The 25,499-nt window shown below is 44.0% G+C and carries 22 protein-coding genes; 4 read left to right on the top strand and 18 right to left on the bottom strand.

Features of this window, described 5'->3' with window-relative positions; translation table 11 throughout:
* Nucleotides 1–74 precede the first annotated feature (74 nt).
* The gene (locus tag A0128_RS06455; protein ID WP_069606755.1) at nt 75–2,600 is read left to right on the top strand and encodes a cyclic nucleotide-binding domain-containing protein; all 2,526 of its coding nucleotides are present in this window, start codon (nt 75–77) and stop codon (nt 2,598–2,600) included.
* A gap of 1,453 nt (nt 2,601–4,053) precedes the next feature.
* On the opposite strand, the gene A0128_RS06450 is transcribed toward A0128_RS06455, so the two are convergent.
* Nucleotides 4,054–4,740, bottom strand: coding sequence for a hypothetical protein (locus tag A0128_RS06450; RefSeq protein WP_069606754.1), 687 nt, complete (start codon nt 4,738–4,740; stop codon nt 4,054–4,056).
* Nucleotides 4,741–4,904: 164 nt separating this feature from the next.
* Between A0128_RS06450 and A0128_RS06445 the strand changes: the two genes are divergently transcribed.
* Nucleotides 4,905–5,372 carry a hypothetical protein gene (locus A0128_RS06445; protein ID WP_069606753.1) on the top strand — a complete coding sequence of 156 codons (468 nt, stop codon included), beginning with the start codon at nt 4,905–4,907 and terminating at the stop codon, nt 5,370–5,372.
* Nucleotides 5,373–5,380: 8 nt separating this feature from the next.
* A complete protein-coding gene (locus tag A0128_RS06440; RefSeq protein ID WP_069606752.1) occupies nt 5,381–5,905 on the top strand; it encodes a hypothetical protein in 525 nt (174 codons plus the stop codon).
* Nucleotides 5,906–7,197: 1,292 nt separating this feature from the next.
* Here the strand turns inward: A0128_RS06440 and A0128_RS06435 are convergent.
* The 4 genes from A0128_RS06435 to A0128_RS06415 form a co-directional block, all read right to left on the bottom strand.
* Nucleotides 7,198–7,764, bottom strand: coding sequence for a dihydrofolate reductase family protein (locus A0128_RS06435; RefSeq protein ID WP_069606751.1), 567 nt, complete (start codon nt 7,762–7,764; stop codon nt 7,198–7,200).
* A 464-nt stretch (nt 7,765–8,228) separates the two neighbouring features.
* Nucleotides 8,229–8,705 (bottom strand): tetratricopeptide repeat protein, encoded by a 477-nt coding sequence (locus A0128_RS06425; protein WP_069606749.1) that lies wholly within the window; start codon nt 8,703–8,705, stop codon nt 8,229–8,231.
* Nucleotides 8,706–8,740: 35 nt separating this feature from the next.
* Nucleotides 8,741–10,645 carry a 1-deoxy-D-xylulose-5-phosphate synthase gene (dxs, locus tag A0128_RS06420; protein ID WP_069606748.1) on the bottom strand — a complete coding sequence of 635 codons (1,905 nt, stop codon included), beginning with the start codon at nt 10,643–10,645 and terminating at the stop codon, nt 8,741–8,743.
* Between the two features lie 31 nt (nt 10,646–10,676).
* Nucleotides 10,677–12,989 (bottom strand): adenylate/guanylate cyclase domain-containing protein, encoded by a 2,313-nt coding sequence (locus A0128_RS06415; protein WP_069606747.1) that lies wholly within the window; start codon nt 12,987–12,989, stop codon nt 10,677–10,679.
* A gap of 204 nt (nt 12,990–13,193) precedes the next feature.
* Between A0128_RS06415 and A0128_RS06410 the strand changes: the two genes are divergently transcribed.
* Nucleotides 13,194–13,670: a DUF1564 family protein gene (locus tag A0128_RS06410; RefSeq protein WP_069609164.1), complete on the top strand. Its 477-nt coding sequence runs from the start codon at nt 13,194–13,196 to the stop codon at nt 13,668–13,670.
* Between the two features lie 68 nt (nt 13,671–13,738).
* Here the strand turns inward: A0128_RS06410 and trpA are convergent, their stop codons facing one another.
* The 13 genes from trpA to A0128_RS06345 are packed head-to-tail and all read right to left on the bottom strand — an operon-like array spanning nt 13,739 to nt 25,496.
* Nucleotides 13,739–14,533, bottom strand: coding sequence for a tryptophan synthase subunit alpha (trpA, locus tag A0128_RS06405; protein WP_069606746.1), 795 nt, complete (start codon nt 14,531–14,533; stop codon nt 13,739–13,741).
* A complete protein-coding gene (trpB, locus tag A0128_RS06400; RefSeq protein WP_069606745.1) occupies nt 14,530–15,735 on the bottom strand; it encodes a tryptophan synthase subunit beta in 1,206 nt (401 codons plus the stop codon). The genes trpA and trpB overlap by 4 nt, the downstream gene beginning before the upstream one ends.
* A 2-nt stretch (nt 15,736–15,737) precedes the next feature.
* Nucleotides 15,738–17,468 carry a proline--tRNA ligase gene (locus A0128_RS06395; RefSeq protein ID WP_069606744.1) on the bottom strand — a complete coding sequence of 577 codons (1,731 nt, stop codon included), beginning with the start codon at nt 17,466–17,468 and terminating at the stop codon, nt 15,738–15,740.
* 5 nt (nt 17,469–17,473) lie between these two features.
* Nucleotides 17,474–19,201, bottom strand: coding sequence for a site-2 protease family protein (locus tag A0128_RS06390; RefSeq protein ID WP_069606743.1), 1,728 nt, complete (start codon nt 19,199–19,201; stop codon nt 17,474–17,476).
* On the bottom strand, nt 19,195–20,364 hold the full coding sequence (gene dxr, locus A0128_RS06385) for a 1-deoxy-D-xylulose-5-phosphate reductoisomerase (RefSeq protein ID WP_069609163.1): 1,170 nt from the start codon (nt 20,362–20,364) through the stop codon (nt 19,195–19,197). Before dxr ends, A0128_RS06390 begins: the two co-directional genes overlap by 7 nt.
* A gap of 6 nt (nt 20,365–20,370) precedes the next feature.
* Nucleotides 20,371–21,285, bottom strand: coding sequence for a phosphatidate cytidylyltransferase (locus A0128_RS06380; protein WP_069606742.1), 915 nt, complete (start codon nt 21,283–21,285; stop codon nt 20,371–20,373).
* Complete coding sequence (locus A0128_RS06375) at nt 21,278–21,958, bottom strand: isoprenyl transferase (RefSeq protein WP_069609162.1); 681 nt, start codon at nt 21,956–21,958, stop codon at nt 21,278–21,280. Before A0128_RS06375 ends, A0128_RS06380 begins: the two co-directional genes overlap by 8 nt.
* 46 nt (nt 21,959–22,004) lie before the next feature.
* Entirely contained in the window at nt 22,005–22,559 is a 555-nt protein-coding gene (frr, locus tag A0128_RS06370; RefSeq protein ID WP_069606741.1) for a ribosome recycling factor, read from the bottom strand.
* Nucleotides 22,549–23,295 (bottom strand): UMP kinase, encoded by a 747-nt coding sequence (pyrH, locus tag A0128_RS06365; protein ID WP_069606740.1) that lies wholly within the window; start codon nt 23,293–23,295, stop codon nt 22,549–22,551. Before pyrH ends, frr begins: the two co-directional genes overlap by 11 nt.
* Before the next feature lie 3 nt (nt 23,296–23,298).
* A complete protein-coding gene (gene tsf, locus A0128_RS06360) occupies nt 23,299–23,895 on the bottom strand; it encodes a translation elongation factor Ts (protein WP_069606739.1) in 597 nt (198 codons plus the stop codon).
* 13 nt (nt 23,896–23,908) lie between these two features.
* Entirely contained in the window at nt 23,909–24,832 is a 924-nt protein-coding gene (gene rpsB, locus A0128_RS06355; protein ID WP_069606738.1) for a 30S ribosomal protein S2, read from the bottom strand.
* Nucleotides 24,833–24,835: 3 nt separating this feature from the next.
* Nucleotides 24,836–25,096 (bottom strand): hypothetical protein, encoded by a 261-nt coding sequence (locus A0128_RS06350; RefSeq protein ID WP_069606737.1) that lies wholly within the window; start codon nt 25,094–25,096, stop codon nt 24,836–24,838.
* A 22-nt stretch (nt 25,097–25,118) separates the two neighbouring features.
* Nucleotides 25,119–25,496, bottom strand: coding sequence for a bactofilin family protein (locus A0128_RS06345; protein ID WP_069606736.1), 378 nt, complete (start codon nt 25,494–25,496; stop codon nt 25,119–25,121).
* Nucleotides 25,497–25,499: the final 3 nt, after the last annotated feature.

Here is a 25,499-nt window from a genome sequence, read left to right as displayed (position 1 = left end):
GAGGCTTTAAAAAAAGTGTTTTCCGTATGGATTAGGAATAGTTTCTTTTTCATTTAACCTTCGATAATCTAACTATGGCATTTGATTCCTCAGTTCCACAACAACAAGCCCAGGCTCCCGCAGGAACGCTCCTGTTTCCGGAGGGTTCTCCCGCAAATACACTGAACGTGCTTCACAGTGGAACGGTTCGATATCTAACCGAAATCCCCGGTGGAAGAAAACTTGAACTTTTCAAACTCAACGGCGCAAATCTCACTCCCGGTTCCGTCGCGCTCTTTACGAGCGGAAGATATCCCTTTCATCTTCAAGCCGAAGAAGCCTGCGTAATTTCCACGTATGCAATGAATTCGCAATCGATCGGGAAGAGCATCGGATCCAGAGTTTCTTTGGGAATGATGGTCGCAAGAACCCTCTTACGAGAGGTGACTGAACTTTTTAAAAAAGCGAATCAGATCCGAAAGATCACCTCGGAAATCGAAAAGGTAAACGACAACCTTTCAATTCTCTACTATCAATTCAATCCTAGCGTCTTTCCCGATATCAAACCGGGAACTCCGATTCCGGAAGTTTCCGCGGACGTGGTCGATCCGGTGATGCGTCTCTGCCGAGAAAATCTGAAATTATTTTTTGACAACGGCGGTCTTCTGCCCGATAGGCCCAGTCCTCAGTTTTTAGAAGAAGAGCACGAATCGCAACTCACGAGACTTTACCCCGAAGAGATCGATTTTCAAGACGGAGAATTCAATTTCATCCGCAAGCTCGTTCTCCAGGATCCGAAGATTCTAAACGCGCTCTTTACCGCCGATCCTTCCATGCTCACCTATGTCTGCGTAAAATTGGCGAACGTCCTCGAGCAAATCACAGGAATTCTCAAAACCTGTCTTACGGATTTAGATGATTCGTTCCGGCTCTTCTTTGTAGGTGAAAACAGCCTCGTAGAAAAATTCTATCTGATCTTGGACATCACTTCTTCCGGTTATGGAACTGCTCCCGCAGAATATGTAATTCCGGTTTTGGGCGCCGTCGCCGGAAAGATTGAAAAGTATAAGAATGGTCATCAAGCGCTCTTTGGAGTTCCGGTGGCTGGCATTTCGCCTAACGCAGGAACCTTTCAAACCAAAGCTAGTTCGCTCGCAAAAAAGATGGAAGAGAGCGCCCCAAAGACGGCCGCACCTACTTCTTCGGCGATCACTGCCGGAGTGGATGTGGAAGCGATTCGCAAAGAACTCGACAACTCGGCTTCCGTTATCATTCAATTCTCGGGCTTGGATGCGGAGAGAATCAAAGAATTCTCCGCACTCATGGTGAAAGTAAAAAGTCTGAAAAACCCTCTCGATCCGGAAGGAGACATTCGAAAGGTTCGAAGAACTTTAGGAAGACACTATTGGGACATGTATCAGGCCTGCTATATGAAATACATGAACTCGAATCGGAACGTTCCGAAAGCGGTCGATCTCATGTTGAAGTACGGCTTTTTCGATGAAACGATGGTGGACGATTCTCAAATCGCCTTTATGTATTCTCATAAAGATACGATGAACTTTACTTCGGATATTCCGATTTCTTTAGGAACCGAATGGTTGGAGAGAGTTTATAAGAGAGAAATTCCAACTTCCCTGGATGAGATGGGACAAAACTTTTTCGAAAAAGTGAAGATGGAAAATCGAACCATCAACATCAAAAAAGAATCCGATATTCCACCGGAACTGGATAACCCGGATACAAGGTTAAAGTTTGAGTTTGCCTCTCTCTACGAAGCCAACGTTAGACTCACTTCCGGAAGTCCGGCGACTCACTTTCCGATTCTCACGAAATTTCATAGCCAGATGGCTATCGATAAGTCCTACGTCTCAAAGAAAATTCTTACGGACGTAATTCACGATCTGATGGCGATTGATTACTCCGTTTTTCATAGAGAAGTCATCTACAATAACAACGAGTTAGGAATTACAAAAGAATTTATTCAGAAATGCGTGATTCCAGATTTTATCCTGGTTCCATCCATCGGAACTAAGGTAATGATGTGGCAGGATCTTTCGGTCCACAGGGGAGCCGGCTCCAAAGAAAGTCCCGGAAGAATTGTTGTTCCTATCTTCTCTCAAGGAGATTTGAAAACGATGATCTCCGATGCGTTAGCCGCCTTCCGTTGGGAGCTCACAAAATCGATTCTCGGAGCGGAATGGAACAACGTAGGGAATCCTTCGATCACAGCGGATTATACGGATTATATCCAATTCTTTAAGAAGAATAAGGATCTCTCGATCGAGATCAAAGAGAAACTCGCGGGGGATTTTAAACGTTTTCGAAACGACAGGGATATCTTTGCAAACGACTATCAACTCTGGATCAAATACGAATCGGACGGAGTTCAGAGACTCAATAAAGTTGTAAGAAGTATTTTTTACCGTCACATTCCTTTTAGCAGACCGATCCGTGAGAAAGTTGCGAAAACACCGGCCTTTGGAGAAATTCATAACCGTTTTATCAACATTCGAAATCGGAAATATACCGAATTAGAAAACCGCTACAAAAAATATCTGAACGCGTTAGGCTCCCTTCCCGATCCTTTGCGTGAAAATTTAGAATTCTACCGAGTCTAAGAGCCTCTCTTTTCTAAAAGCAAAGACCACGTTCCTGCTTTTAGAAGGAACCAACAATGGCAGGTAGAAGTGTAGACTAAAAATCCCGCCCGGCGTTTAGGCGAACTTCACATAAATCCCCCGCTTAAGGATTCTTTTTTTGAGAACGTTATTGGAACTGCAGCAAGCCTAGAAAAGTTGTGTTCGAATAAGCAAATGATTTTCTGTCGATCGGATATCGGGACGTCGCAACCGGGCCTGGCTTGCGTTTAGGCGAACTTCGCATAGTTTGGGAACGATTTGTGGAGAATAAGGTTCTACTTTAAAGCAAGATGGTCGGGAACTCCAACGCGACGTTCATCAGCAGTCATCTGACTTGTATTTATACGAACTTCGCATAGTTTGAGACAATTCAAAGAACAAAATTCTTCCACTTTAAACCAAAGTCGTCGGAACTCCAACATGTCAAAGATCGACAGCAATCCCGATGCGTTTAGGCGAATTTCGCGTAGTTTGCGACGATCTGAGGGAAACGACCCTACTTTAAAAGCGAGAGTGTGGGAACTCCAATGCGTCATAGATCGGCTGTCATCCGGATGCGTTTATACGAACTTCGTCTAGTCGCGACAATTCAAAGAACACAATTCTTCCACTTTAAACCAAAATCGTAGTAACTCCGACGCGTCAAAGATCGACCGCAATCCCGATGCGTTTATACCAACTTCATAGAATTTTGTATTTTCAGTTAAGCAAGATTTTAGATTCAGTGATAACCAATTTTTTTTAAAGAAAACGATCACATTCTCCCTTCCACCTCTGCGATTCGCACACTTAGGAAAACTTCGTCTAGTCGCGACGATTCAAAAGAACACAACTCTTCCACTTTAAACCAAAGTCGTAGGAACTCCAGCGCGTTCTAAATCGGCTGTCACCCGGATGCGTTTATACGAACTTCGTAGAATTTCTCATCTTCAGTTAAGGTAGATTTTTGCATCTGGTATTACGTTCATTTTCAAAGAGAGCGATCCTATCCTCTCTCAAAATTTAATTTTGTGCGTTTATACGAACTTCGCCTAAACGCACAAAATCTTGTGCTAAAATGTGTGAGTTCCTACTTTTCAACGGTCATCGTTACAATCCGAAAAGGAAGAACGAAAGTGTAACCCATTACAACCCGAGCAAAATCTTATAAGACGTCCTCAAAACGTTATTTCGGTGCGCTTATCAAATTCAAACAATACAAACTTATCACATTCTGTGAGAACAAAATTCTTCTATATTCAGCTTATTGAATTCTTCCAGAAACGAATTTCGATAAAAAAGTAGAAATGAATCTTATCCGAAAAGAATTGATTAAGGCTTAGTTATGGCGGGAGTTAGGAATGATTTTAGATTCGTAGTAAGGAAAAACCCTGCGACTTCCCCTTACTACAATCGATCGTTTTTGCTTTCTCAAGAATAGAGAAAAAGTTTTCTATATATCTTCCAAAAGATAGGGACGCGTGTATTCTCGAATGATCTCTACAACAAATCTTCCCCAGCTTTTAGGATCGTTCTGAGAAATTTCGATTTGTTTGATCTTTGGGAAGTAAGGTTGCGGTTTAAAAAGACTGTGAGAGAGTTCGATTGCCCGAAGATAATTGTCTACGCGTTTTACACGAACAAAGTTTAAAAGTTCTGCCTGAACCTGGCTCTGGGGAATATAACCGATGATGATAAGTTTTGGGAAAAGAGATTTTTTTAGAAGATTGATGAATTCCCCAAAACTATCGACACGATCGATAAAACCCTCATAAGCCCCTCCTCCGAGGTTCATAATCTGAGTTACGATATCCATCGTAAAGGAAACACCTTCCGCAGAAGTCATATCGGAAATGATAACGATCCCTTCATCCGGTTGAAAGGTCTTAAACATCTGATTTCCTTTGAACTGTCTTCTGAGAAGTTTCGCAGCGGAGATATCGATTTCAGCCGCCTTTGCAAGAAGGGCCTTTCCATTGGAATCAAGAATCGGTTCTCTTGTTATAAGATATCTCTTTTTTGCTGCGTTTTGATTCATCACTCGAAACGCTTTTACTTTTTCTTCGATCTCATCTAAAGAACAATAACCAATCTTCAGTACGTTCTCTCTTGACCTTTTCTCTAACTCTGTATCTTCCATTTGAAGTTTTAGGGATGGTACGACTCGAAACTCGAGATCCGAACTAGTTACCCTTATCCCATTTTATCATAACATTTAATTTATTTTGAACAACTCACTTCTCGCCAAACGAGAAACAAGATTAAAACACTTGCGCCTTATTTCCATTTTTTCTGAATGGAATCATGCATCCGGAAACGGAAAAATTGTCCCGATTTAGCTTCTTTTTACGGATTGCGAAGATTCTTCCGGTACTGATTCTACTTTCCACTCTTTTTTCTTGTGAGTCCGTAGAATTTATTCCGGAAACCGTTCTCAGAGAAGAATTCGGTTATTCTCATAAATCCTCTTGGGAAGAAATCGAAATCCGAAATTCTTCTCCTCCGAAACCCTATCGGACTTACGGCAAAATTCTAATTCGAACATTCGTAAATGGAAAGGTCCCTGATTATCTGATTACTTCTCTCAAAAAAGAACTTTTTGAGAATCATATGGACGGCGTCATTTTTACGGGAAAGGGAATTGTAAACGTTCCCCCCACTCTTGTTCAATCCGGAAACGGAGACGGTAATACCGTAGCTATCGGCTACGTGAATAACGAAATGGGAGTAATCGAAGGAGTTGCCTATCGATACAAGGAAGATCGAAGGTAAACGAAATCATGATCGAAAAAAAACAAAACTCACCTCGTAGATTCAATAGTGAGATCTACGTCGACTCAGAAGATCGTTGGGTTTTCAACGGGAATCGAATCATCCAGAAAGAAGTGCTCACATACTTTCGTAAAAATCTCCGTGAGGACGAATTCGGAATTTTTATAGACAATCGTTTCGGCGAACTTTCTGAAAACGGCTACGTAGAACTGGACGGATATCCGATTCATCTTACTTCTTGTAAAGAATCCGGAAGCACGTTAGTCTTCCTTTCCGAATCCGAGATCACTTTTTCTCTGAGGGAATTAGTCTTCGCTTTAGACGTCGATGGTTGTCTTTTTGCAAGAACTTCGAAAAATCAAAAACTAAAATTTAGACCAGATCGGAATTGCCTTTCCGATCTCAGTCCCTTTTTGGAGGAAACAGAGAATGGAATAGAAATTCGATTTCAAGGCGAACGAATCTCGATTCCTGAATCCGGAGAATCCCCTCGCGTATCCGTTCCAATCGAATTCAGTTCCCCTATCTCTTAAAAGAAGAAATTTCGCATCGCTCAAACGTTCTTCCTTTTCCACCCTCTTTAAAACTCTGAATACTTCTCTCTCTTTTCCGCTTTCAATTTTTTCCGCAAAGAGATCGGTTTAAAAAGAATTCTTAGAAAATACGGCCCGGTGAAATAAATTTTCTTTCCACCGAGTTTACCCTGAGTAATTTCTCGCGTTTATACGAACTTCGCATATTTCGACGGAAGTGAAACGGATTCTTATTGGTTCGTCGAGTTTTTCGTGAACTAGGAGGGAGAAACACTCGGCAAGATGCGGCGCGTTTACGTTTGGGCGAACTTCGTGCAATTTGTGTCCATCCAGAATTTAAATTTATCCTTATGCAAACATTGTCAGAATGAAGAATGATAATTTCTGATATCTTTGTGTTTATACGAACTTCGTATATTTCGAACTGAAGTTTGAGCGAAATCTTACTTTGTTGTTAAGATCGTCCTAAATACTACGCGGAAGAATCACTTGGCAAGAAGCCGCACGTTTTCACTTAGGCGAACTTCGTGCAATTTGTGTCCGTCCAGAATTTTAATTTATTCTTATGCAAACATCGTTAGAATGAGGAATGATAATTTCTGATTTTTTGTGTTTATACGAACTTCGTATATTTCGAGCTAAAGATTAAACAAAACCTTATTTTGTTCTTAAGTTCGTCGTAAATGCTTCGAGGAATCAGTTCTGTAGCGCATTTAGATGAACTTCATACAATCTGAGCCCGCATGAATCGGTTGCGATGCCTTTATACGAACTTCATATATTTCGAGTGCCTATCAGGAAAAGAAATCTGCTCTTCCAAATTGTTTGTCGGAGCTACAACAAATGGTGAATTCTTACATCGAGCGTTTATACGAACGTCGTGTAGCCAACAGAGTTAAATAGATCTTCATAACTCGTTTCTTAGAACTACGCCGAAGAGAAGACTCGTTCATTGCGCGTTTAGGCGAACTTCGCATAATTTGGGTCTGTATAAAATGGAAATTAGCTCTTCGATTCGTTTGTCGGAACTACGACAAGTAAAGGATGCTGAATGCTAACAATTGAAAAACATACGAACTTGAAATAATTTGTAGCGATTTGCGTGAATACAATTGCTTCTACTTTAAATCGAGGTTGTAGGAACACCGACACGGGTTGTTGGTTGCGATGTGTTTAGGCAAACTTTATATATTTCGGAGGTGGGTGTGCAACCGGCAATCAGTTCTTCTAAACTAATGTTGGAGTTACGACAAGCGTAAAATTCTAACAACCGTAATTAGCCGCTGTAACTCCTAGTGTTCCATGATTAATTTTAATATTGGTTGATAGTAAAGAAGAATTGCACCACTGCTAAACGTTTTTGTCCTTATGAGTTTCAATGTAATTTGTTCATTAATGTCTTTAAATAAAGGCAATCCATTACCTGCAATAATGGGATGAACGCATAGTTGATACTCGTCTATTAATTTAAGTTTCGTCAAAGAAACGATCAAACTTGGACTGCAAGCAAGTATGTCTTTTCCTGATTTTAGTTTAAGATCTAATACCTCTTTTTCAAGATCTTGATTTGCCAATTTAGCAGATTTCCAATCTACACTTTTCAAAGTTCGAGAAAAAACAATTTTCTGTGTATTGTCAATTGCAACTGCAAAGTCATCCTTCGTTTTATCCCCCGTTGGATTATCCAGCACTGTGCGCCAATATTCCATGAGTTGGTAAGTGGTTCTGCCATACAAGGCGATATCAGCGCTTCTCAAAAGGTCGGCGTAATGTTGATGTATTTCCTCGTCTGGGATACCTAAAGTATGGTCACAAAACCCATCAATGGTCATGTTTATTGCTGCAATTAACTTTCGCATTTGGATCCTTTTCCGAGTCGTCGGAGACTTTTTGTTCTTTTTAAATGACTTATTCGAATAGTTAATAAAATGTAAATTAAATCTTGTGCGAAGTGAATAATTGTCAAATGCATTAGGGGTTATGCTCCATAATGCGCGTTTATACGAACTTCGCAGAATTTACACGTGAGCAAAAGGAAAATCGTATCCTCCTTTCAATCGATTGAGAGTAAGATTCTTTTTCAAAATTTTCTTCTTCGTTTTGCATTCTTTAATGGGGAATGACAAAGAGATAAATCGCTTTCTGGGATTGTTTTTTTGAAGATGCGAGTCTTCTTTCTTCGATGCGTGAGCGATCGAAGCGTAAATACTGCAATGCGCCATCTCGAAAATTGGATTTCGATTTTAATAGAAACTCTCGATGGCGCTTTGCAGATTGAAGCGAGAGCGCGACTCTGCGAAGCAGAGGCACGCCCAAAAGAAGTTTATATTGCTGATCCCAATTCTTCTTTGAGTTTTCTTGCTTCTTCGAAGTCGGGTTTGATTTGTATCGCTCGGTGCAAGTATTGCAGAGAGCGTTCCGGACGATTCCAGATTTTATAAAGTGTTGCCAAATTGTAGAGGGAAATGTGCGGCGCGTCGTTAAGATCACAACGTAGAGATTTTTTCAACCAATACACTGCTTCGGTTTCTTTTCCCGCTCTTAAGAGTATAATTCCGATTTCGTTGCATGGGTTTCCGTAGTTCTGATTGACTTCGACGGATTTGTAGAAATGAAGCAGACTTCTCTCGTGATTGCCTTTTTGATTCTCCATAAGACCCAAAAAGAAATATGCCTCGTGGTGGTCCTCTTCTTCCAGTGTAAGTTTGAACAGGTATTCGGCTCTGTCAGAGTCGCCCGTTTTGTAAAAATATTTTGCCGCTTCCAGAAAATCAGAGGGAGTAAAGTTTTCCAATTCCATAACCCGTTTTTACTTTGATTTTCGGTTTGGAACCACTAAGGCTTGATTAAGTTTTTTTTCAAAGCCTCGGCGACGGTTTCCGCGATCGATGGGCCATCCAATTTGTATGCCTGGAAGATTTCCTTTCTCTCTCCGTGATGAATCGGTTCCGGCGGAAATCCGAATGTTTTGATGTATTTCGACAATTGTTCCGGTGCAATCCGATTGAGAAGATATCCGGAAGCTCCCGCGTCGACATAACTCTCGTCTAAGATTGCAAAATGTCTCACATTCGATAGTTCTTCGTTCAAGGCTTCCGCGCCGAGCGGTCTCAACCAGACGAGATCGATCAAAGTCACACTCAATCCGGAGGATTCTAATATTTCTGCCGCTTTTTTTGCTTCGTCCAACATGGAACCGATCGATAATAATGCGACATCGCTTCCTTTCTTGAGAACTCGGAACGTCCCGGGAACCAATTCCGGTTTTTTGTAAAAATCCAAACTTTTGATATCCACACTCGCTTTTGGAAATCGAATCGCGATCGGTTCCTGATCGTAGTGTTCCATTAGCCTCAAGGAATCGATCAGATCTTGTCCGTTCGAAGGAACAAAGACGTCCATGTGAGGTAATCCCAGAAGATAGCTCAGATCAAATAAACCTTGATGAGTTTCTCCGTCCGGGCCCACACATCCCGCACGATCGATCACAAAACGAACCGGAAGATTCATCAGTGAGACGTCTTCCACGAGTTGATCCATTCCTCGGGTCAAAAACGTTGAATAAATACACATATACGGAATCACATTTCCGTTTGTCATCGCTCCCGCGAATGCGACCGAATGTTGCTCCGCGATTCCCACGTCGAAAAGATGTTCCGGATATTTTTCCGCGTATTCTTTGAGCCCGCTTCCCTCGATCATCGCGGGTGTAACCGCCGCTATCTTCGGATTTTGATCGGTGAGAATCGTGAGCATCTTTCCTACTATCTTGCTATAAGCGATTTTGGAAGAATCTCCGCTTTCCATCGCGCCGTCTTCTTTTCGAAACGGGGTAACACCGTGATACTTGATCGGATCCCTTTCTGCGGGGTCGTATCCTTTTCCTTTTTGTGTGATCAAGTGAAGAAGAATCGGACCCTTCATCTTCTTTACCTTCTCGAGCATCCTTACAAGTCGGATCACGTCGTGTCCGTCTTCCGGGCCTATGTATCCAAATCCTAAATCTTCGAAAAGTCCGCCCGGTGTTAAAACGTCCTTGAATCCTTTTTCTACCTTTTTAAAAAATCGCTCCGTCGCCGGTCCTATGATCGGAAGCCATTTTAAGAATGTATAAAAGATTCTCTTCCAGTGGTTGTAAAAATGAGATGTGATGATGTTGTTGAGATAGTTGGAGATGGACCCGACGTTTTTGGAGATCGACATGTAGTTATCGTTTAGAATCACGATCATGTCTTTTTTCAAATGTCCTGCGTGATTCATCGCCTCTAACGCCATTCCAGTCGCGATCGACGCGTCTCCTATGATCGCAACTACGTTGTAATCTCCTCCAGTCAAATCTCTGGCTGCGGCTTCACCGAGGGCCTGAGAAATCGAAGTTCCGGCGTGTCCCGTATTGTAGAGATCGTATGGAGATTCTTCCCGTTTTGGGAATCCGGAAAGTCCGTTGAATTTGCGAACCGTATTGAGTCGGTCCTTTCTTCCGGTTAAGATTTTATGAGGATAAGTTTGATGTCCTACGTCCCAGACCAATCGATCCTTAGGCGTATCAAACACATAGTGAAGAGCTACCGTGAGTTCTACGACTCCCAGATTGCTTGCGAAATGCCCGCCCACTCCAGAAAGAGTGTCGATGATATAATTCCGAACCTCTTCGCAAACCACCGGAAGTTTTTCCAGTGGAACGCTTCTGAGATCGGCCGGATAGTTGATCCTATCCAGCAGAGATGGTTCCTGTTGCATGAAAACTTTCTATTCTAATTTTATAAAATTCTCAGCTCGCCTGCAAAGGTTTTCTTAATAGTTTTAGGTCTTCCTCGTTCACCAAATCCAGAAGTTCATAGATCCGAACCGGCTGAGTCTTTCCCTTTACTTTAATCAAGTCCAGTTCTCTTGCGATGATCCTGTCCTTTACCTTTTCGTAGGTGTACTCAGAGATAATGATATGGGTTCCGTATTCCTTGTTGGTTCCTTCCAATCTGGATCCAAGGTTGATGGTGTCTCCCATACAGGTGTAATCCATCCTGTGGGAACTCCCCATGTTTCCGACGACTGCAGGTCCCGAATTGAGTCCGATTCCTATATCCATTTGGGGTAGATCCCGGGCCTTCCATTCTTCCTTGAGTGTCGCGAGTCTTCTCATCTGAGCCAGTCCCGCCGCACATCCGTAGTAAGCGTGGTCTTCCAGAGGCACGGGCGCCCCCCAAAATGCCATGATCGCATCCCCCATGTATTTATCAATCGTTCCCTTGAATTCAATGATGATCTCGGTCATCTCAGAGAGATATTGGTTCAAGAATTGAACGAGTTCTTCCGGTCCCATTTTTTCGGACATCGTCGTAAATCCGCGAATATCCGAGAAGAAGATCGTAATGTCTCGTTTCGATCCTCCTAAGTTGAGGTTCTCCGGATTTTTAAGAAGTTCGTCCACGACGTCTTTCGATACGAATTTCGAGAACGTGCTTCGGATGTATTTTACGTTCTCTTCTTCCGTTAAGATTCTAAATCCGATAAGCCCGATGAAAATAAACAACTGCTCCAAGATCACGGATGGATAGAGATGTACTAAATTGAATTCCGAAAAGTTTACCAAAGTTACTACGGAATAAAGAAACGCCGTCGCTAAGAAAAAGATAAACGCGAGCCACGTCTTAAGTCGTGGTTGAATAATCCCCGCCAAGATCCCGACGATGATTAGAATTAAAAATTCTCCCCAAAGCGGTAATTCAAAGAGAAAGTCTTGATTGAGTATGGTATTGATCGCCGCGGCGTGGTGTTCGATCCCAGACATGTCTCCGAAAGGTGATAAGTGCGTATCTTTCGCGGCTCCCGCTCCGGTCGCATAATACATCGCTACGAGAAAGATCGTGTTTTGAAACTGAGAAGCCGTTTCTTCATTCCATTCTGTCGCTGCCTCAAAAATCTCATGCGCTCGGAAAGAATAGAGTCCGCCCGGAAAGTTGATCTGCATCTGTCCGTCCTCGTCGATCGGAATCTTGATCTCCCTCTTGTCGTTCGGACGATTCATAATGTCCTTGGTTTCCATCTTTAAGGACTTTCGATTGAAACTCGTGAGCGTCTTCTGAGGTATGTTCTTGATCTTCACATACTTTCCCATCACGACTTCCACGTCTCTTTTTACGTCGACTCCGAGATAATTACAAGCGATCATCAAGTCGATCGAAGGATAGTATTCAGTCTCTCTCAAAGGGCCCGCGTTTAATAGTTTCGCGACCAGAGGCATCCTTCTGTTGAGTCCACTTTCATCTTTTTTAATATTCGCAAACCCTAATCCAGATGCTTTTTCAGCGACGGGCTCGATCGGAGGTTGTGGAAATTTCAACCAAGATCTTCCAAGGTCACCCGGATCTTCCACATTCTCCAGTTTGAATTTTCTCAAAACGTCGATTCGATTCTCCAAATTGAGAATCGAACTCTTGGATTCTAAACTCGTTTCCATCGGGTAGTCAAACATGACCTGCGGATTTTTGGCCAACGCTTCCGCCATCTCTTCCGTTTGTCCCGGCTTATAATCCACGAAGAAAATATCGAACATGAGCTGATTCGAAGTATTCTTAAAAATGTCCACTATGTTTGCGTAATACTTCCAAGGAAGCGGCCATCTTCCTTGCAGTTTCTCGAGAGATGTAGTTGTGATCCCGATGATCTGAATATCCTGTCTCGCTCCAGGTGGCGGATTGTAACGCGTGTATTCGATCGTTCCCTCTTCGGATTCTTTCTCACTCTTGTTCACTCCCGCTCTTAAGAGTGTGAATCTCCAAGAAACGGAAGATTCTTCCAACTCCGAGAGTGGCGTGAAGATTTGATAGAGAAAAAACATGACTAAGGAGACTACCACCGCGAGCCAGATACTTCCGGATCTCTGTTTGTCCGGCGTGTTCTCGGCTATGAATTTGTAGATCGGATAGGCTGCGAGAATGAGTGCCGCGAACCCGCCCAAGAGAAATTCCGTATTCTGGGAAAAGTTCGGGAAAAATGCAGTAAAGCTGATGAGAAGGATTCCTAAGATTCCTAAAATGATAAAGACAATCTGTAAGGGAGTGATTTTAAATTTGGCTTCGCTCATAGCTTCCTCCGGGAAGAGATCGGGGATCAGTATCCTATCGGTCTGGGATTCGTCAATATTTTCCGGTTTCGTTGGTTCCCTCTTCGGGGTTGTTTTTGATTTTTGTTTCGTTTTTTGGGTTTCTTTTCGGTTCTCCGTTTCGGTTTTGTCAATTTTTTGACGGTTTTTGTCTCCGAAGGTTTTTCCCGCGGAACCGTCCTTTGTATGAGGGTTTCTGCTTTGTGGTCGGGAGTTGCATCTTGCGAGATTCGAAGAAAGGGGCATCTTTGCTCCCTTTTGATTCCGGAGTATTTTGTGAGGAGAAAGGGGGTGAAGGCGAGGTTTTTGAGGTCGTCTTTGAGCGTTCTTTTGTTACGATTTGACGAGGTTTTGATTCGGAAAAGGTTTTTAGGGAAGAGATTGGTTTATGCGAAATACCAGGAGGAAAATCTGAATCTGAAGAAAATGAATTTTCGTCCTTTTGAGGAGGACTGGGTAAAGTTAGGGATTCTTGCGTGGGGTTTGGGTATTTCGCGTTGTCTTCTTTTTTCTATTTTGTTAGAATTGGATTGTGATCCAAAAGTTAACCGTGAAATAAAATCGAATGGAGTTCCAACCATTCTTTCTATTACTAGAAAGTTAATCTTCATAAAAAGAGAGGTCCACAGTCAAATCCGTAAATCACGGGCCCACCCGTCCTAAAAAAAGCCTTCTTCCCTCTCCACCGCCAACAAAATGAACGCTCCAAAAAATGGAAGCTGGAGTCCTCATCATCTCATAGAAGAACGAATCTCAGAAGCATAGGAAAATAACTTTTCCACACAACCTTCCCTGTTACTCCCGTTTTCTTCAATGATCCTCTGAACGGCAGAACCGATGATTACACCGTCGGCGTATCTCGAGATTTCCTTGGACTGATCCGAAGTGGAAATTCCAAAACCGGCGCAAACAGGAAGAGAGACCACTTTCTTTACAAACTTGATTCTTTCTTCCAAACCTTCTGAGAGAGCTCTTCTTTCTCCGGTAACACCGTAAGAAGTCACGTAGTAGATAAAACCGGAAGCAAGCGACTTCATGGAACGAATTCTCTCTTCCGTAGTGGCTGGAGTCACAAGGTGAATAAAATCGATCTTTCTCTTTTCGAGTTGAGTAAAGAATTCTTCCGCTTCCGGGGTATCGTATGGAAGATCAGGAATGATCAAACCTTGAATCCCTGAATTCTTAGCCATCTCCGTGAAAACTTCCAAACCCATAGAATACAGAGGATTAAAATAGGTCAGATAAACCAGAGGAGTTTCCGGGTGCAACTTATGAATTGCGGCGGTCACTTCCAAAATTTTCTTCATCGAAAACGGATGAGCTAAGGCTCTTTTAAAAGCCTTCTGAATCACGGGACCATCCGCGACGGGATCGGTAAACGGAATCCCCAATTCTAAGATACCGGCTCCACCTCTTATGAGCGCATCCGCCCAAACCACTGAAGAATCGTAATCGGGATCGCCTAACGAGATGTAGGGGATAAAAACACTTTTCTCATCCGAGAATACGGCAGATATCGTGCTCAAGAAAATTCTCCTTTTCTCAGTCTCGCCACTTCGGCTACGTCCTTGTCCCCTCTTCCGGACAAACAAATTAGAATGTCCTCTTTCTTTCCCATCTCTTTTGCGAGACTTTTTGCGTATTGAAACGCGTGAGCTGTCTCTAGTGCGGGAATGATTCCTTCGATGCGGCAAACTTCTAAAAAGGCGTCTAACGCACCTTCGTCGTTTACGTTCGCGTATGTCACTCTTCCGCTCTTGTGCAAGTGCGCGTGCTCCGGACCAACGCCTGGATAATCAAGACCGGCGGAAACGGAATGAGCCGGAACGATCTGACCAAATTCGTCCTGAATCACGAGAGTTTTGGTTCCGTGTAAGAATCCGGTTCTTCCAAACGCCATAGTTGCAGAGTGAGAACCAGGTGTAGAAGAATAACCTCCGGCCTCGACACCGTAGAGTTTTACTTTTTTATCTTTGATAAAACCAGAAAACATCCCGATCGCGTTGGAACCGCCTCCGACGCAGGCAACGACCGCATTCGGAAGTTTTCCATTTTCTTTTTTGAATTGTTTTCTGGATTCGATTCCGATCACGGATTGAAAGTCTCTTACGATCGTCGGAAACGGATGTGGTCCGATGGAAGAACCCACGATATAATGTGTATTAGAAACATTTAATGCCCAGTCCCTCATCGCTTCGCTCGTTGCGTCTTTGAGAGTGGCGGTTCCCGCGGAGACTCCGACGACCTTCGCGCCCATCATTCTCATCCGAATCGCGTTGAGTTCTTGGCGACGCAAATCCTCGTCGCCCATGTAAACGACGGTTTCCAACTGGAACATCGCTCCCACGGTCGCGGTCGCAACTCCGTGCTGACCCGCTCCGGTTTCGGCGATGATTCTTGTTTTTCCCATCGCTTTTGCGATCAGAACCTGACCGATCGTATTGTTGATCTTATGCGCTCCGGTATGATTGAGATCTTCTCTCTTGAGCCAGATTCTCGCGCCACCCCATGCCTTTGTCAGACGTTCCGCATAAGTCAGCGGAGAAGGTCTTCCTATATAATTTTTACGATAGTATTCGAGTTCTTTCTTGAAGTGTTTGTTTTTCTTCAACTTCTTATACGTGGCTTCGAGTTCCACGAGAGCGTCGTGAAGAATTTCGGGAGAATAACGTCCTCCGAATTCTCCAAAGTATCCTTCCTTCTCGGAATGTTTTGATTCTTTACCCATATCTACTCCAACTCTGCGAAGAGTTCTTGACGAAGCGATTCCACTCGGCTCGTAAAATCCTCGAAATCCGTGAATACAAAGGATTCTTCCTGATCTTTTTTGCGATTGTAGATCGAAAGCTCTCCGTTTTCGAAGAATTTTTTCCCGATCGTAATTCGAATCGGAAATCCGATCAGTTCGGAATCTTTTAGTTTAAATCCGGGACCAAGATCGCGGTCGTCCCAGAAAACTTCGACACCTTCATTCTTTAGAACATTATAAAATTCTTCTGCTTTAGCGTATTGTTCTTCACCTTTCGTAATGCTTACAAGAGTCACTTCGAAAGGAGCGATGCTGATCGGCCAAAAAATCCCCTTATCGTCGTTGCATTGTTCGATCACGGTCGCGAGAGTTCTGTTGACCCCGATTCCGTAACAGCCCATCGTAAGAGTTCTCGCCTTCCCGCTTTGATCCAGGACTTGAATCCCGAAGGCCTTTGTATATTTGTCGCCGAGTTTGAAGATATGTCCAACCTCGATTCCTTTTTCAGCTTTTAAGGGAGAATTACAATTCGGACAAAGATCCCCTTCTCTTGCTAATGCGACATCCGCAAATTCGGGAAGATTGGAGATTTCCTTTTCCAAGATAAAACCTTGAATGTGAAGATCGTCCTTTCCTCCGCCGACGACATAAGGAAGATTTTTCTGCAGGGAACGATCGTATAAAACCTTTACTTTTTCATTCGGCGCGATCGGCTGAATAAAACCGGGAACGAGTCCGAGTTCTCCGATTTCCAAATCGCTCATCGGTTCCGTATCCGCAATTCTCAAAAGAGAATGTAGTTTGTGAAGATTGAGTTCCAGATCGCCGCGGAGATACACGAGAATTTTTTTCTTCTCCGATTTCAAAGCTACTGCTTTGATCGTTTCCTTCGCGGAAATTCCGAGAAACTGACTCACTTCTTCGATGGTCTTTTTGCCCGGAGTCGAAACTTCTTTTTTTCCGGGAAGCGCAGAAGGAATATTCTCTTTTTCTAATACAAGAGGAGTTTTTTCGCTGTTCGAACTATAATCGCATTGAGCGCAAAGAAGCAGGGTTTCTTCTCCGATCGGAGATACTACCATAAATTCTTCGGAAGTCGAACCGCCCATACTTCCGGAATCCGCAAGAACGGGAATGGTTTTTAGACCGCAACGATCAAACATCTTTCTATAAGCGACTCTCATAGCCTGATAGGTTTCGTCCAGAGAAGCGTCGTCAATATGAAAAGAATATGCATCTTTCATAATAAACTCTCTCGAACGAATCACTCCGAATCGAGGACGAATCTCATCCCGAAACTTAGTCTGGATCTGATAGACGTTGATCGGAAGATCCTTATAAGATTTCAAAAGCGGCTTTACGAGATAACTAAAAGATTCTTCGTGAGTGGGTCCGAGCGCGTATTTGAGATCGTGTCGATCTTGGATTCGAAACATTTCTTTTCCCATCGCGTTCCATCTTCCGCTCTGTTCCCAGAGTTCAGAAGGAGTTAGAATGGGAAGATCGAATTCCAGGGCCCCGGTTGAGTTCATTTCTTCTCTTACGATCTGTTTGATCTTTTGAAGAATTCTCACACCAAGCGGGAGATAGAAGTAAAGACCGGCTGAGGATTTACGAACCAGGCCGGCGCGGATCATCAGTCGGTGGGACGCGACAACCGCGTCCGCAGGATTTTCTTTTTCTGTGGGTAAAATATATTTCGATGCTTTCATGCGTTTTAGAAAAATCGCGTTACATCGTTGAAGGTGACGTAGAGTCCGAGTCCGAGTAAGAATAAAAATCCAATTCTAAAAATCGACTCGATCACTTTACCCGGAAGAGGTCTTCCGGTGATCGCTTCATACGCGTACAATACGATATGTCCACCGTCAGCCATCGGAATGGGAAGTAAATTCATTATCATCAGAGCGATCGAGATCCTCGCAACAAACTCCAAGTAAGTCTGCCAACCGATTTCCAAACTGATTCCGGCGTAAGATACGATTCCAACGGGGCCGGAAAGACTGTCCTTAACGGAAAGAATTCCGGAAAACAACATACCGATTCCTTTGAGAGTGGTTTCCACATTCTCATAGACGTCAGTTCCCGCGACGACAAAGGATTCTAAAAATCCGAGTTCTCTCGCCATCGGTTCCGGATTGAATTTCATGTTCGGTCTGAATCCGAGAAGTCCGATCGGTCTCACCTTCGGCTCGGCTTCGAGTCTCAGATTTCCCATGTCAACGGTTACGGATTCTCCATTTTTACCTTTAACGTATGCGAGAAGTTCTTCAAAACTCGGAAAGGTTTTTCCATCCACGGCCAAGTTGAGAAGTTTTTGTCCGAGCTCGGGATCATAACTCGCGAATTGATACGATTCGAGTCCGAGTTCAGGAAATTTTTTATCTCTTAGATTCTTAAATTCTAATATGTTTGCTCCGAGCACGGGAACGTCCACGTTTGCAATTTCGGTGGACCAAGGATTGACCAACGGATAGGTCTTACGATCGACTACGATCTTTACGGTTTGATTCTGATATTCTCCCAGAATTTTCTGGAGTTCGCCTACGGTAGAAACGGTTCTTCCGTTGATAGTCTGGATCACGTCGCCGTCGTTTAAATACGTCAAAGCGCGAGAACGAAGAAGACTTTCTTTTTCTTCTTTCTCCTTTTCCAAAAGAACTTCGGCGGGAATGTCTCTTCCTTCCACCGCTTTTTTCAGACGCTCTTGGTAGTAGTTCTCCGCTTCGTGGGTTTTATCCAATTTGGAAGTAAGCCAGTGTTGAAATTGTTCGGAATAACTGAATGTCGCGACGACCCTTCTGTCTCCGAAGGGTTCGACTCCGATCGTGGGAATTCCGGAAGCTCGTTTTGGATTGTAGACGATACGAGGAGTCACGATCCATTCCAACTTATTTCCTTCTCTTTCTCCTTCGAGTTTCAACGCAGCTCCCGAAGAAAGTCCGACGCCCGTTACGATGTCTTCAAACTTTTCGGTTTTGTTTCCATTGATGCTAAGAATCCGGTCCCCCGTCCTAAGTCCGGATTGATACGCGGCTGAGAATTCCTGATCTGCGGGATCGATAAAGATTCTGTTTCCCGGAGGATTGTGTCCGAGAAAATTCAAAATCAGTAATAAACCAAAACCGAGAAACAAATTGAAAAGAGGACCGCCGAGCACGGGAATCATTCTTTTGAGAGGCGGAGTGGATAATAGTTCTCCGGGTTCTCCTTTGATTTCTCCGCCGTAGTCGTCGCCTTTAAAAAGAACGTAACCTCCGACCGGGATCGCGGTGATCTGATAAGTGGTTTCTCCGATCTTCTTCTTCCAGATTCCTCTTCCATATCCGATCGAAAAGATTCTCGCCTTCACACCGACGAGCATTCCACAGAGAAGGTGTCCCAGCTCGTGGATAAAAATAGAAATAGCCAACATAAATACGGCGCCTAATACCATGATCAACATGCGGATAAAGCCTTCCTTGATTTCAGATTTCTGACGGTCTCCCTGGCAACACGATCTGCGTCTTCGTAACCTTCCAGGGTGTCAGGATACGTGATTGGAATTTCGTCTAACGCGGCGGAGATGTATTGGGGAATATCCACAAAACGAATCTCGTCTTTTAAAAACAATTCTACCGCCGCCTCGTTGGCCGCGTTAAAAATAGAAGGAGCCGTTCCGCCTGTCTTTCCGGCTTCGAACGCGAGGGCCAAACCTGGATAACGTTTCAGATCCGGTTCCCTAAATTCCAGTTTTCCCCAATCTTTCGCAGGATGAGACCGTAAAATCTTAGGCACTGGTTCCGGATGAAAGAGAGAATGTGCGATCGGAAAGATCATATCGGGATAAGAAGCGTAAACAAAGGAAGCTCCGTCTTTCAATTCAACGAGTCCGTGGGCGATACTCTGAGGATGAATGACGACCCCGATCTTTTCATAAGGAAATCCGAAAAGAAAATGAGCTTCTATGACCTCGAGTCCCTTGTTGATCATCCCGTTGGAATCGATCGTAATCTTAGGGCCCATGCTCCAGGTCGGATGATGAAGCGCCTGTTCTTTTGTAACAAAGGGCAACTGATCAACGGGCAAATCCCGAAACGATCCTCCCGAAGCGGTAAGAATAATTTTTTCCACTGCGTCGGTTTTTAGAGATTCGAGGAGCTGAAAGAGTGCGTTGTGTTCCGAATCTACAGGAACCACTTTTGTATTGTGTTTACGAATCAGGGAATTGATCAGGGGACCGGATGTGACTAACGTTTCTTTATTAGCGATTCCTAATCTTTTACCGGATGTGATCGCCGCGATCGTAGGACGCAAACCAACGGAACCGACGATGGCCGTGATTACGATTTCGATGGAAGAATCTTTGACAAGATCGGTGAGAGCGGATTCTCCATACAGAATTTCAGTCTTGCCGATTTTGTTTCCAAGAACGGATCGATCCGCGCTTTCCGAGCTTACGCAGATAAACGAAGGAGAAAATTCTTTCTGAATCTCCAGAGCTTTCTGGAGATTGGAATGAACGCTGAAAGAATGAAGTCTAAATTCTTCCGGAAAGGTGCGTAGAACCTTGAGAGTGGATTCTCCTACCGAACCCGAAGCGCCCAGAAGACAGACGGAGGTTGCCATATCCAATTAGACTTGGAAACCAAGATTCCCCTTGATCTGGAGATAATAATATAACACCGGAATCGTGATCAAAAGAGCGTCTGCCAAATCCAAAACTCCTCCGTGCCCTGGAATCAAAGAACCCGAATCCTTGATCTTCGCGTCGCGTTTCATCGCGGACTCGAGTAAGTCCCCGATCACGCTCACGAGAGAAATGATCACGGAAATCAAAAACACTTCCACACCGCTAATAGCGGATCGGGTTCCGGTGGAATTCTCCCAGATCGCGTTGAAGATAAAAACGGAAACGATCGCGGTAACGATCCCAGTCGCGTAACCTTCCCAAGTTTTTTTAGGAGAGATCGCGAGGCCCGCCGGATGTCTTCCAAACCATCTTCCCCCGAAATAGGCTCCCGCATCGGTCAAGAACGTGATGACGGAAACGAGGATGATGTAGTAGATCCCCTGCCCCATTCCCAAAAGAAGAAGAAGATGTCCGAGAGGAACTGCCGTATAAAACACGCCGAGAAACGTGGACGAAACCGAAAAGATCGCTCCGTCTAACGGGCGTCTGGTGATCTGAAGAGTAAAGATGATGATAAATAAAAGAAGAAACGCGACCGGAACCGGATCAAACGGAGGCACAAAATATTTGATGTATTGAAGAAAGAATAAAGGAGGATCGAACTTGTTCTGAGAAGCGATAAAACGGAAATAATAAAACGTAAGAATGACGAACATAAAGAATGTTCCCGTTCCGCGAAACGGCCTTCCCTCGTCGCCTCGATCCGCCAAATTATAGAATTCTTTGATCCCTATAAAACCGCCCAAAAGAAGAATCAAATAAGACTGCAGATAATAAAAATCCGCATAGAATATCATAAAAAGATAAAATACTACTAATACCGCGGCAGACGCGATCCTTTTGGAAGTTTCACCCATTCTCCAGTCCTCCGAATTTCCGGGTTCTGGTTTCATACCATTTTAAGGAATCCACCAGAGAATTTTTGTCAAAGTCGGGCCAGAGAGTATCGGTAAAATACAGTTCCGCATAGGCGGACTGCCAAAGTAGAAAATTAGAGAGTCTTTGTTCTCCGGCCGTTCTGATCAGTAAATCTACGGGAGGAAGGGTGGACGTATATAAAAATTTTTCGAGTTCTTTTTCTTTCAACGGCTTTTCAAAAGAGACTTTCGAACGTTTTCTTTCTAAAAAAACCTCTTGAGCAGCTCTTAAAAGTTCATCCCTTGATCCGTAATTCAAACAAAAGTTAACTGTGAGATTCTTATTCTTTTTTGTTTTATCAATCGCGAAGTCGATCTTGTCCAAAACCCCTCGAGTCAGACGTTTTCTGCTCCCGGAATGATGGATCCGAATTCCTCGCGCGTGGATTGTATCCAGACGGGTTTCTATAAATTCGATGAGAAGATTGAAGATGGAACGAATCTCCGTGATCGGACGTTTCCAATTCTCAGTGGAAAACGCATAGAGAGAAATATTCTGAAGACCGAGTTCGAGACTTGCGTCCATAAGACGATCGATCGCTTGAGCGCCTTCTCGATGACCGTCGGACCTCGACTTTCCCCGAGCCGTGGCCCAGCGACCGTTGCCGTCCATGATGACGGCGATATGTTTCGGGAGATTGGACTTGAGGAAGCCCACGTTAGATCGTCGTGATTTCCTTTTCCTTCTCTACGGTCAGAGCGGAAATTTTTTCGATATAAGAATCGGTGATTTTTTGAATCTGATCCTGAACTGTTTTGACTTCGTCCTGGGACATGCCTTCGGTATGTTTTTTCAGATCTTCCATCGCATCTCTTCGGATATTGCGGATCGCGACTTTTTTTTCTTCGGACTTAGACTTTACAACTTTTGCAAGTTCTTTCCGTCTTTCTCCGGTCAACTCGGGAATGATGATACGAATCACAACTCCGTCGTTCGAAGGTTGTAAGCCCAGACCTGAAGTCTGAATCGCCTTTTCGATGTCCTTCATGATTCCCTTATCGTAAGGGGAGATCGTGAGAGTTCTCGGCTCCGGAACTGAAATGTTTCCGAGCTGATTGATCGGAGTTTGAGTTCCGTAATAATCCACTCGAATGTCTTCCACAAGAGAAGGGTTCGCTCTTCCGGTGCGGATGGTACCAAAGTCCTTTTTTACGAGGTCTATGGTTTTATCCATCTTCGTTTTCATACCTGCGATAATTTCTTCACTGGCCATCGATTTTTATGTCCTCCGAATTAGAGATCAGGGTTCCGATGTTCGATCCGACGACGAGGTCTTTTAGATTCCCTCTTTTGAAAATATCGAAAACGATAATGGACATATTGTTTTCCATACACAAACTGAGAGCGGTCGAATCCATCACCTTCAATCGGCGATTGATCGATTCCATAAAGGAAATTTGAGAATAACGTTTTGCAGTGTTGTCTTTTTTCGGATCCGCGGTGTAAACTCCGTCCACTTTTGTGGCCTTGAGAATCACGTCGCAGCCTACTTCCACAGCGCGAAGACTCGCGGTCGTATCCGTGGTGAAATAAGGATTTCCGGTTCCACCCGCAAAGATTACGATTCTTGACTTTTCCAAGTGACGAACCGCGCGACGGCGAATATAACTTTCTGCAATGGAATTGATTTCGATCGCGGACTGAACTCTTGTATAGAGTCCTTTTTTTTCACAAGCGTCTTGAAGTGCGAGCGCGTTCTGGATGGTCGCGAGCATTCCCATATAATCCGCGGTAGCTCGGTCGATTCCCGCTTTGGCAAGATTGGTTCCTCGGATGATGTTTCCACCGCCGACAACCAGAGCGATCTCGACGCCGAGATCGTGAACTTCTTTGATTTCTTCTGCGAGAGAATGGGCCTTATTGGTATCAATCCCGAATTCCCCCTCCCCGGCGAGTGCCTCTCCGGAGAGTTTGATCAGAATTCTTTTATACTTCGCTTCTGCTGCCAAAACTTAGAGTCCACCTACCTGAAAGCGGACAAAACGAGCGATCAGAATATTCTCGCCGAATTTTGAGATCGCTTCCTTGACCAGGTCGTCTATCGTTTTAGAATCGTCTTTGAAAAACGCTTGGTTTACGAGACAAGCTTCGGAAATATATTTCTTAATCTTTCCAGGAAGAATCTTTTCGATCTGCTCCGCTTTTTTGCCTTCGGCTTCCAGCTGCGCTCTCATGATTCCTTTTTCCTTTTCCAGATCTTCCGCAGGAATGGATTCTTCATTCAAATAAAGAGGGTTCATCGCTGCGATCTGCATACAGATTTCTTTTCCGAGGATTTCGAAGTCTTCATTCTTAGAAACGAAGTCAGTCTCGGAGTTGAGTTCAACCAAAACTCCGATCTTTCCGTTCCCGTGAATGTAAGAAACCACTCTTCCTTCTTTGGTTTCTCTTCCGGCTTTTTTAGCCGCCTTCGCGATTCCTTTCTCACGGAGCCAAGTAATCGCTTTTTCGATATCTGCGTTGTTTTCTTCGAGAGCTTTTTTGCAGTCCATCATCCCTGCACTCGTTCTCTCTCTGAGTTCTCTGATTAAATCTGTAGATACTGCCATTTCGTAGAATTCCTTACTCGTTCTTGTCTACTTCGATCGTAGTAGTTGCAGGTTCTTCCGGAGTTGCTACCGGAGTCGTTGTGCCGGCTTCTAAAGCAGCCGCTGCTGCAGCTGCCGCAGCAGCCTTAGACTTTTTAGATTCAGGATCTTCGTCCATGATGAACTTTCCGCTTTCATCATATTCTCCCTGATATTCCAGAGCCAGAGCTTCGGAATCCAGGTCTTCGCTGAATCGAGGTTGTTCTACAACTCCACCCGTTCCTTCGATCACTGCGTTGGCCATAGTTTCGAGGAAGAGAGAGATCGCGCGGATCGCGTCGTCGTTACCTGGAATCGGGAAGTCGATTAGTTCAGGATCACAGTTGGTGTCCACTACCGCGAAGATCGTAAGGCCGAGTTTTCTCGCTTCTTTGACGGCGATTTCCTCTTTCTTAGGATCGATCACGAACATGATTTCCGGAATGGTAGCCATGTCTTTGATTCCACCAAGAGTTTTACGAAGTTTATCCAACTCTCTTCTCAGAGTGAGGATTTCTTTTTTCGTTTTTACTTCTTTCTCGAAGCTGTTGTCCGCTTCCATTCCTTCGAGTTTTTTGAGACGAGCGATACTCTTTTTCACTGTGTTCCAGTTGGTTAAGAGTCCGCCCGGCCAGCGGTTATTGATAAAGAACATATTAGAGCGGATGGCTTCTCTTTCGATCGCGCCTCTCGCTTGTTTCTTCGTTCCCACAAAAAGAACTTTTTTGCCGTCTGAAGTTTGTTTTTTCAGAGCGTCGTAAGCTTCTTTTGCTTTTTGAACGGTCTTTTGAAGATCGATGATGTGAATCCCGTTTCTTGCCGTAAATACATACGGCGCCATTTTGGGATTCCATTTGCGAGTCTGGTGTCCGAAGTGTACTCCGGTTTCCAGAAGGTTTTTCATTGAAATCACTGACATGTTTTACCCCTTTTTTAGTATGAAATACAACGTCGCTACGAGTCCTATCAGACTAGCAGGGGTAAATTGTATCTCAACCTTGATTACGTAGAGTTCAAATTTGATTGCTTCTCGGAGCAGGTAGGAAGAAAAAAAAGAAACGCCTGTTAGGCGATCGAGAATGACTCCCGTCACGGCTCCTGCGAAAAATCCAAGGAGCAGAATGAGGGCGATTTTGCCTATCTCAGCCCTGTCCGTAGGCTTTTTCGGGTTAGCAGATACCACTTTTTACTGGTTTAAGCGTGGGTCAATCTTTATTGGGCTGGATCATCTCACAGTTCCCGTCAAAGATCACTCCGTCTGCAATTTGAAGTTTGGAAGTTTTGATATTCCCGTTTACCTTGCCCGTAGACAACATTTCCAGCTTCTGAGTCGCGATTACGTTACCGGTAATCTCGCCGCCGACGATCACGGTGCCCGCTTTGATGTTCGCGCGCACTTTGGCTCCTTCGCTTACGAGAAGAAAACCTTCGGATTCGATCTCGCCTTGAAACTCACCCGAAATCTCGAGAGGTTTTTGGAAGTTTAGAATCCCGGAAAAGGAAGTTTCTTTTCCGAGAACTGTGGAAATCGCTCCGTATTCTGTAATCGGACGAGCGGTTCTGGTTACGGGTTTTTTAGACATGGA

It is taken from the genome of Leptospira tipperaryensis, assembly GCF_001729245.1.
GTDB lineage: Bacteria > Spirochaetota > Leptospiria > Leptospirales > Leptospiraceae > Leptospira > Leptospira tipperaryensis.
Note: the sequence above shows the minus strand (reverse complement) of the source record. Positions and strands in the feature narration are given on the sequence as shown.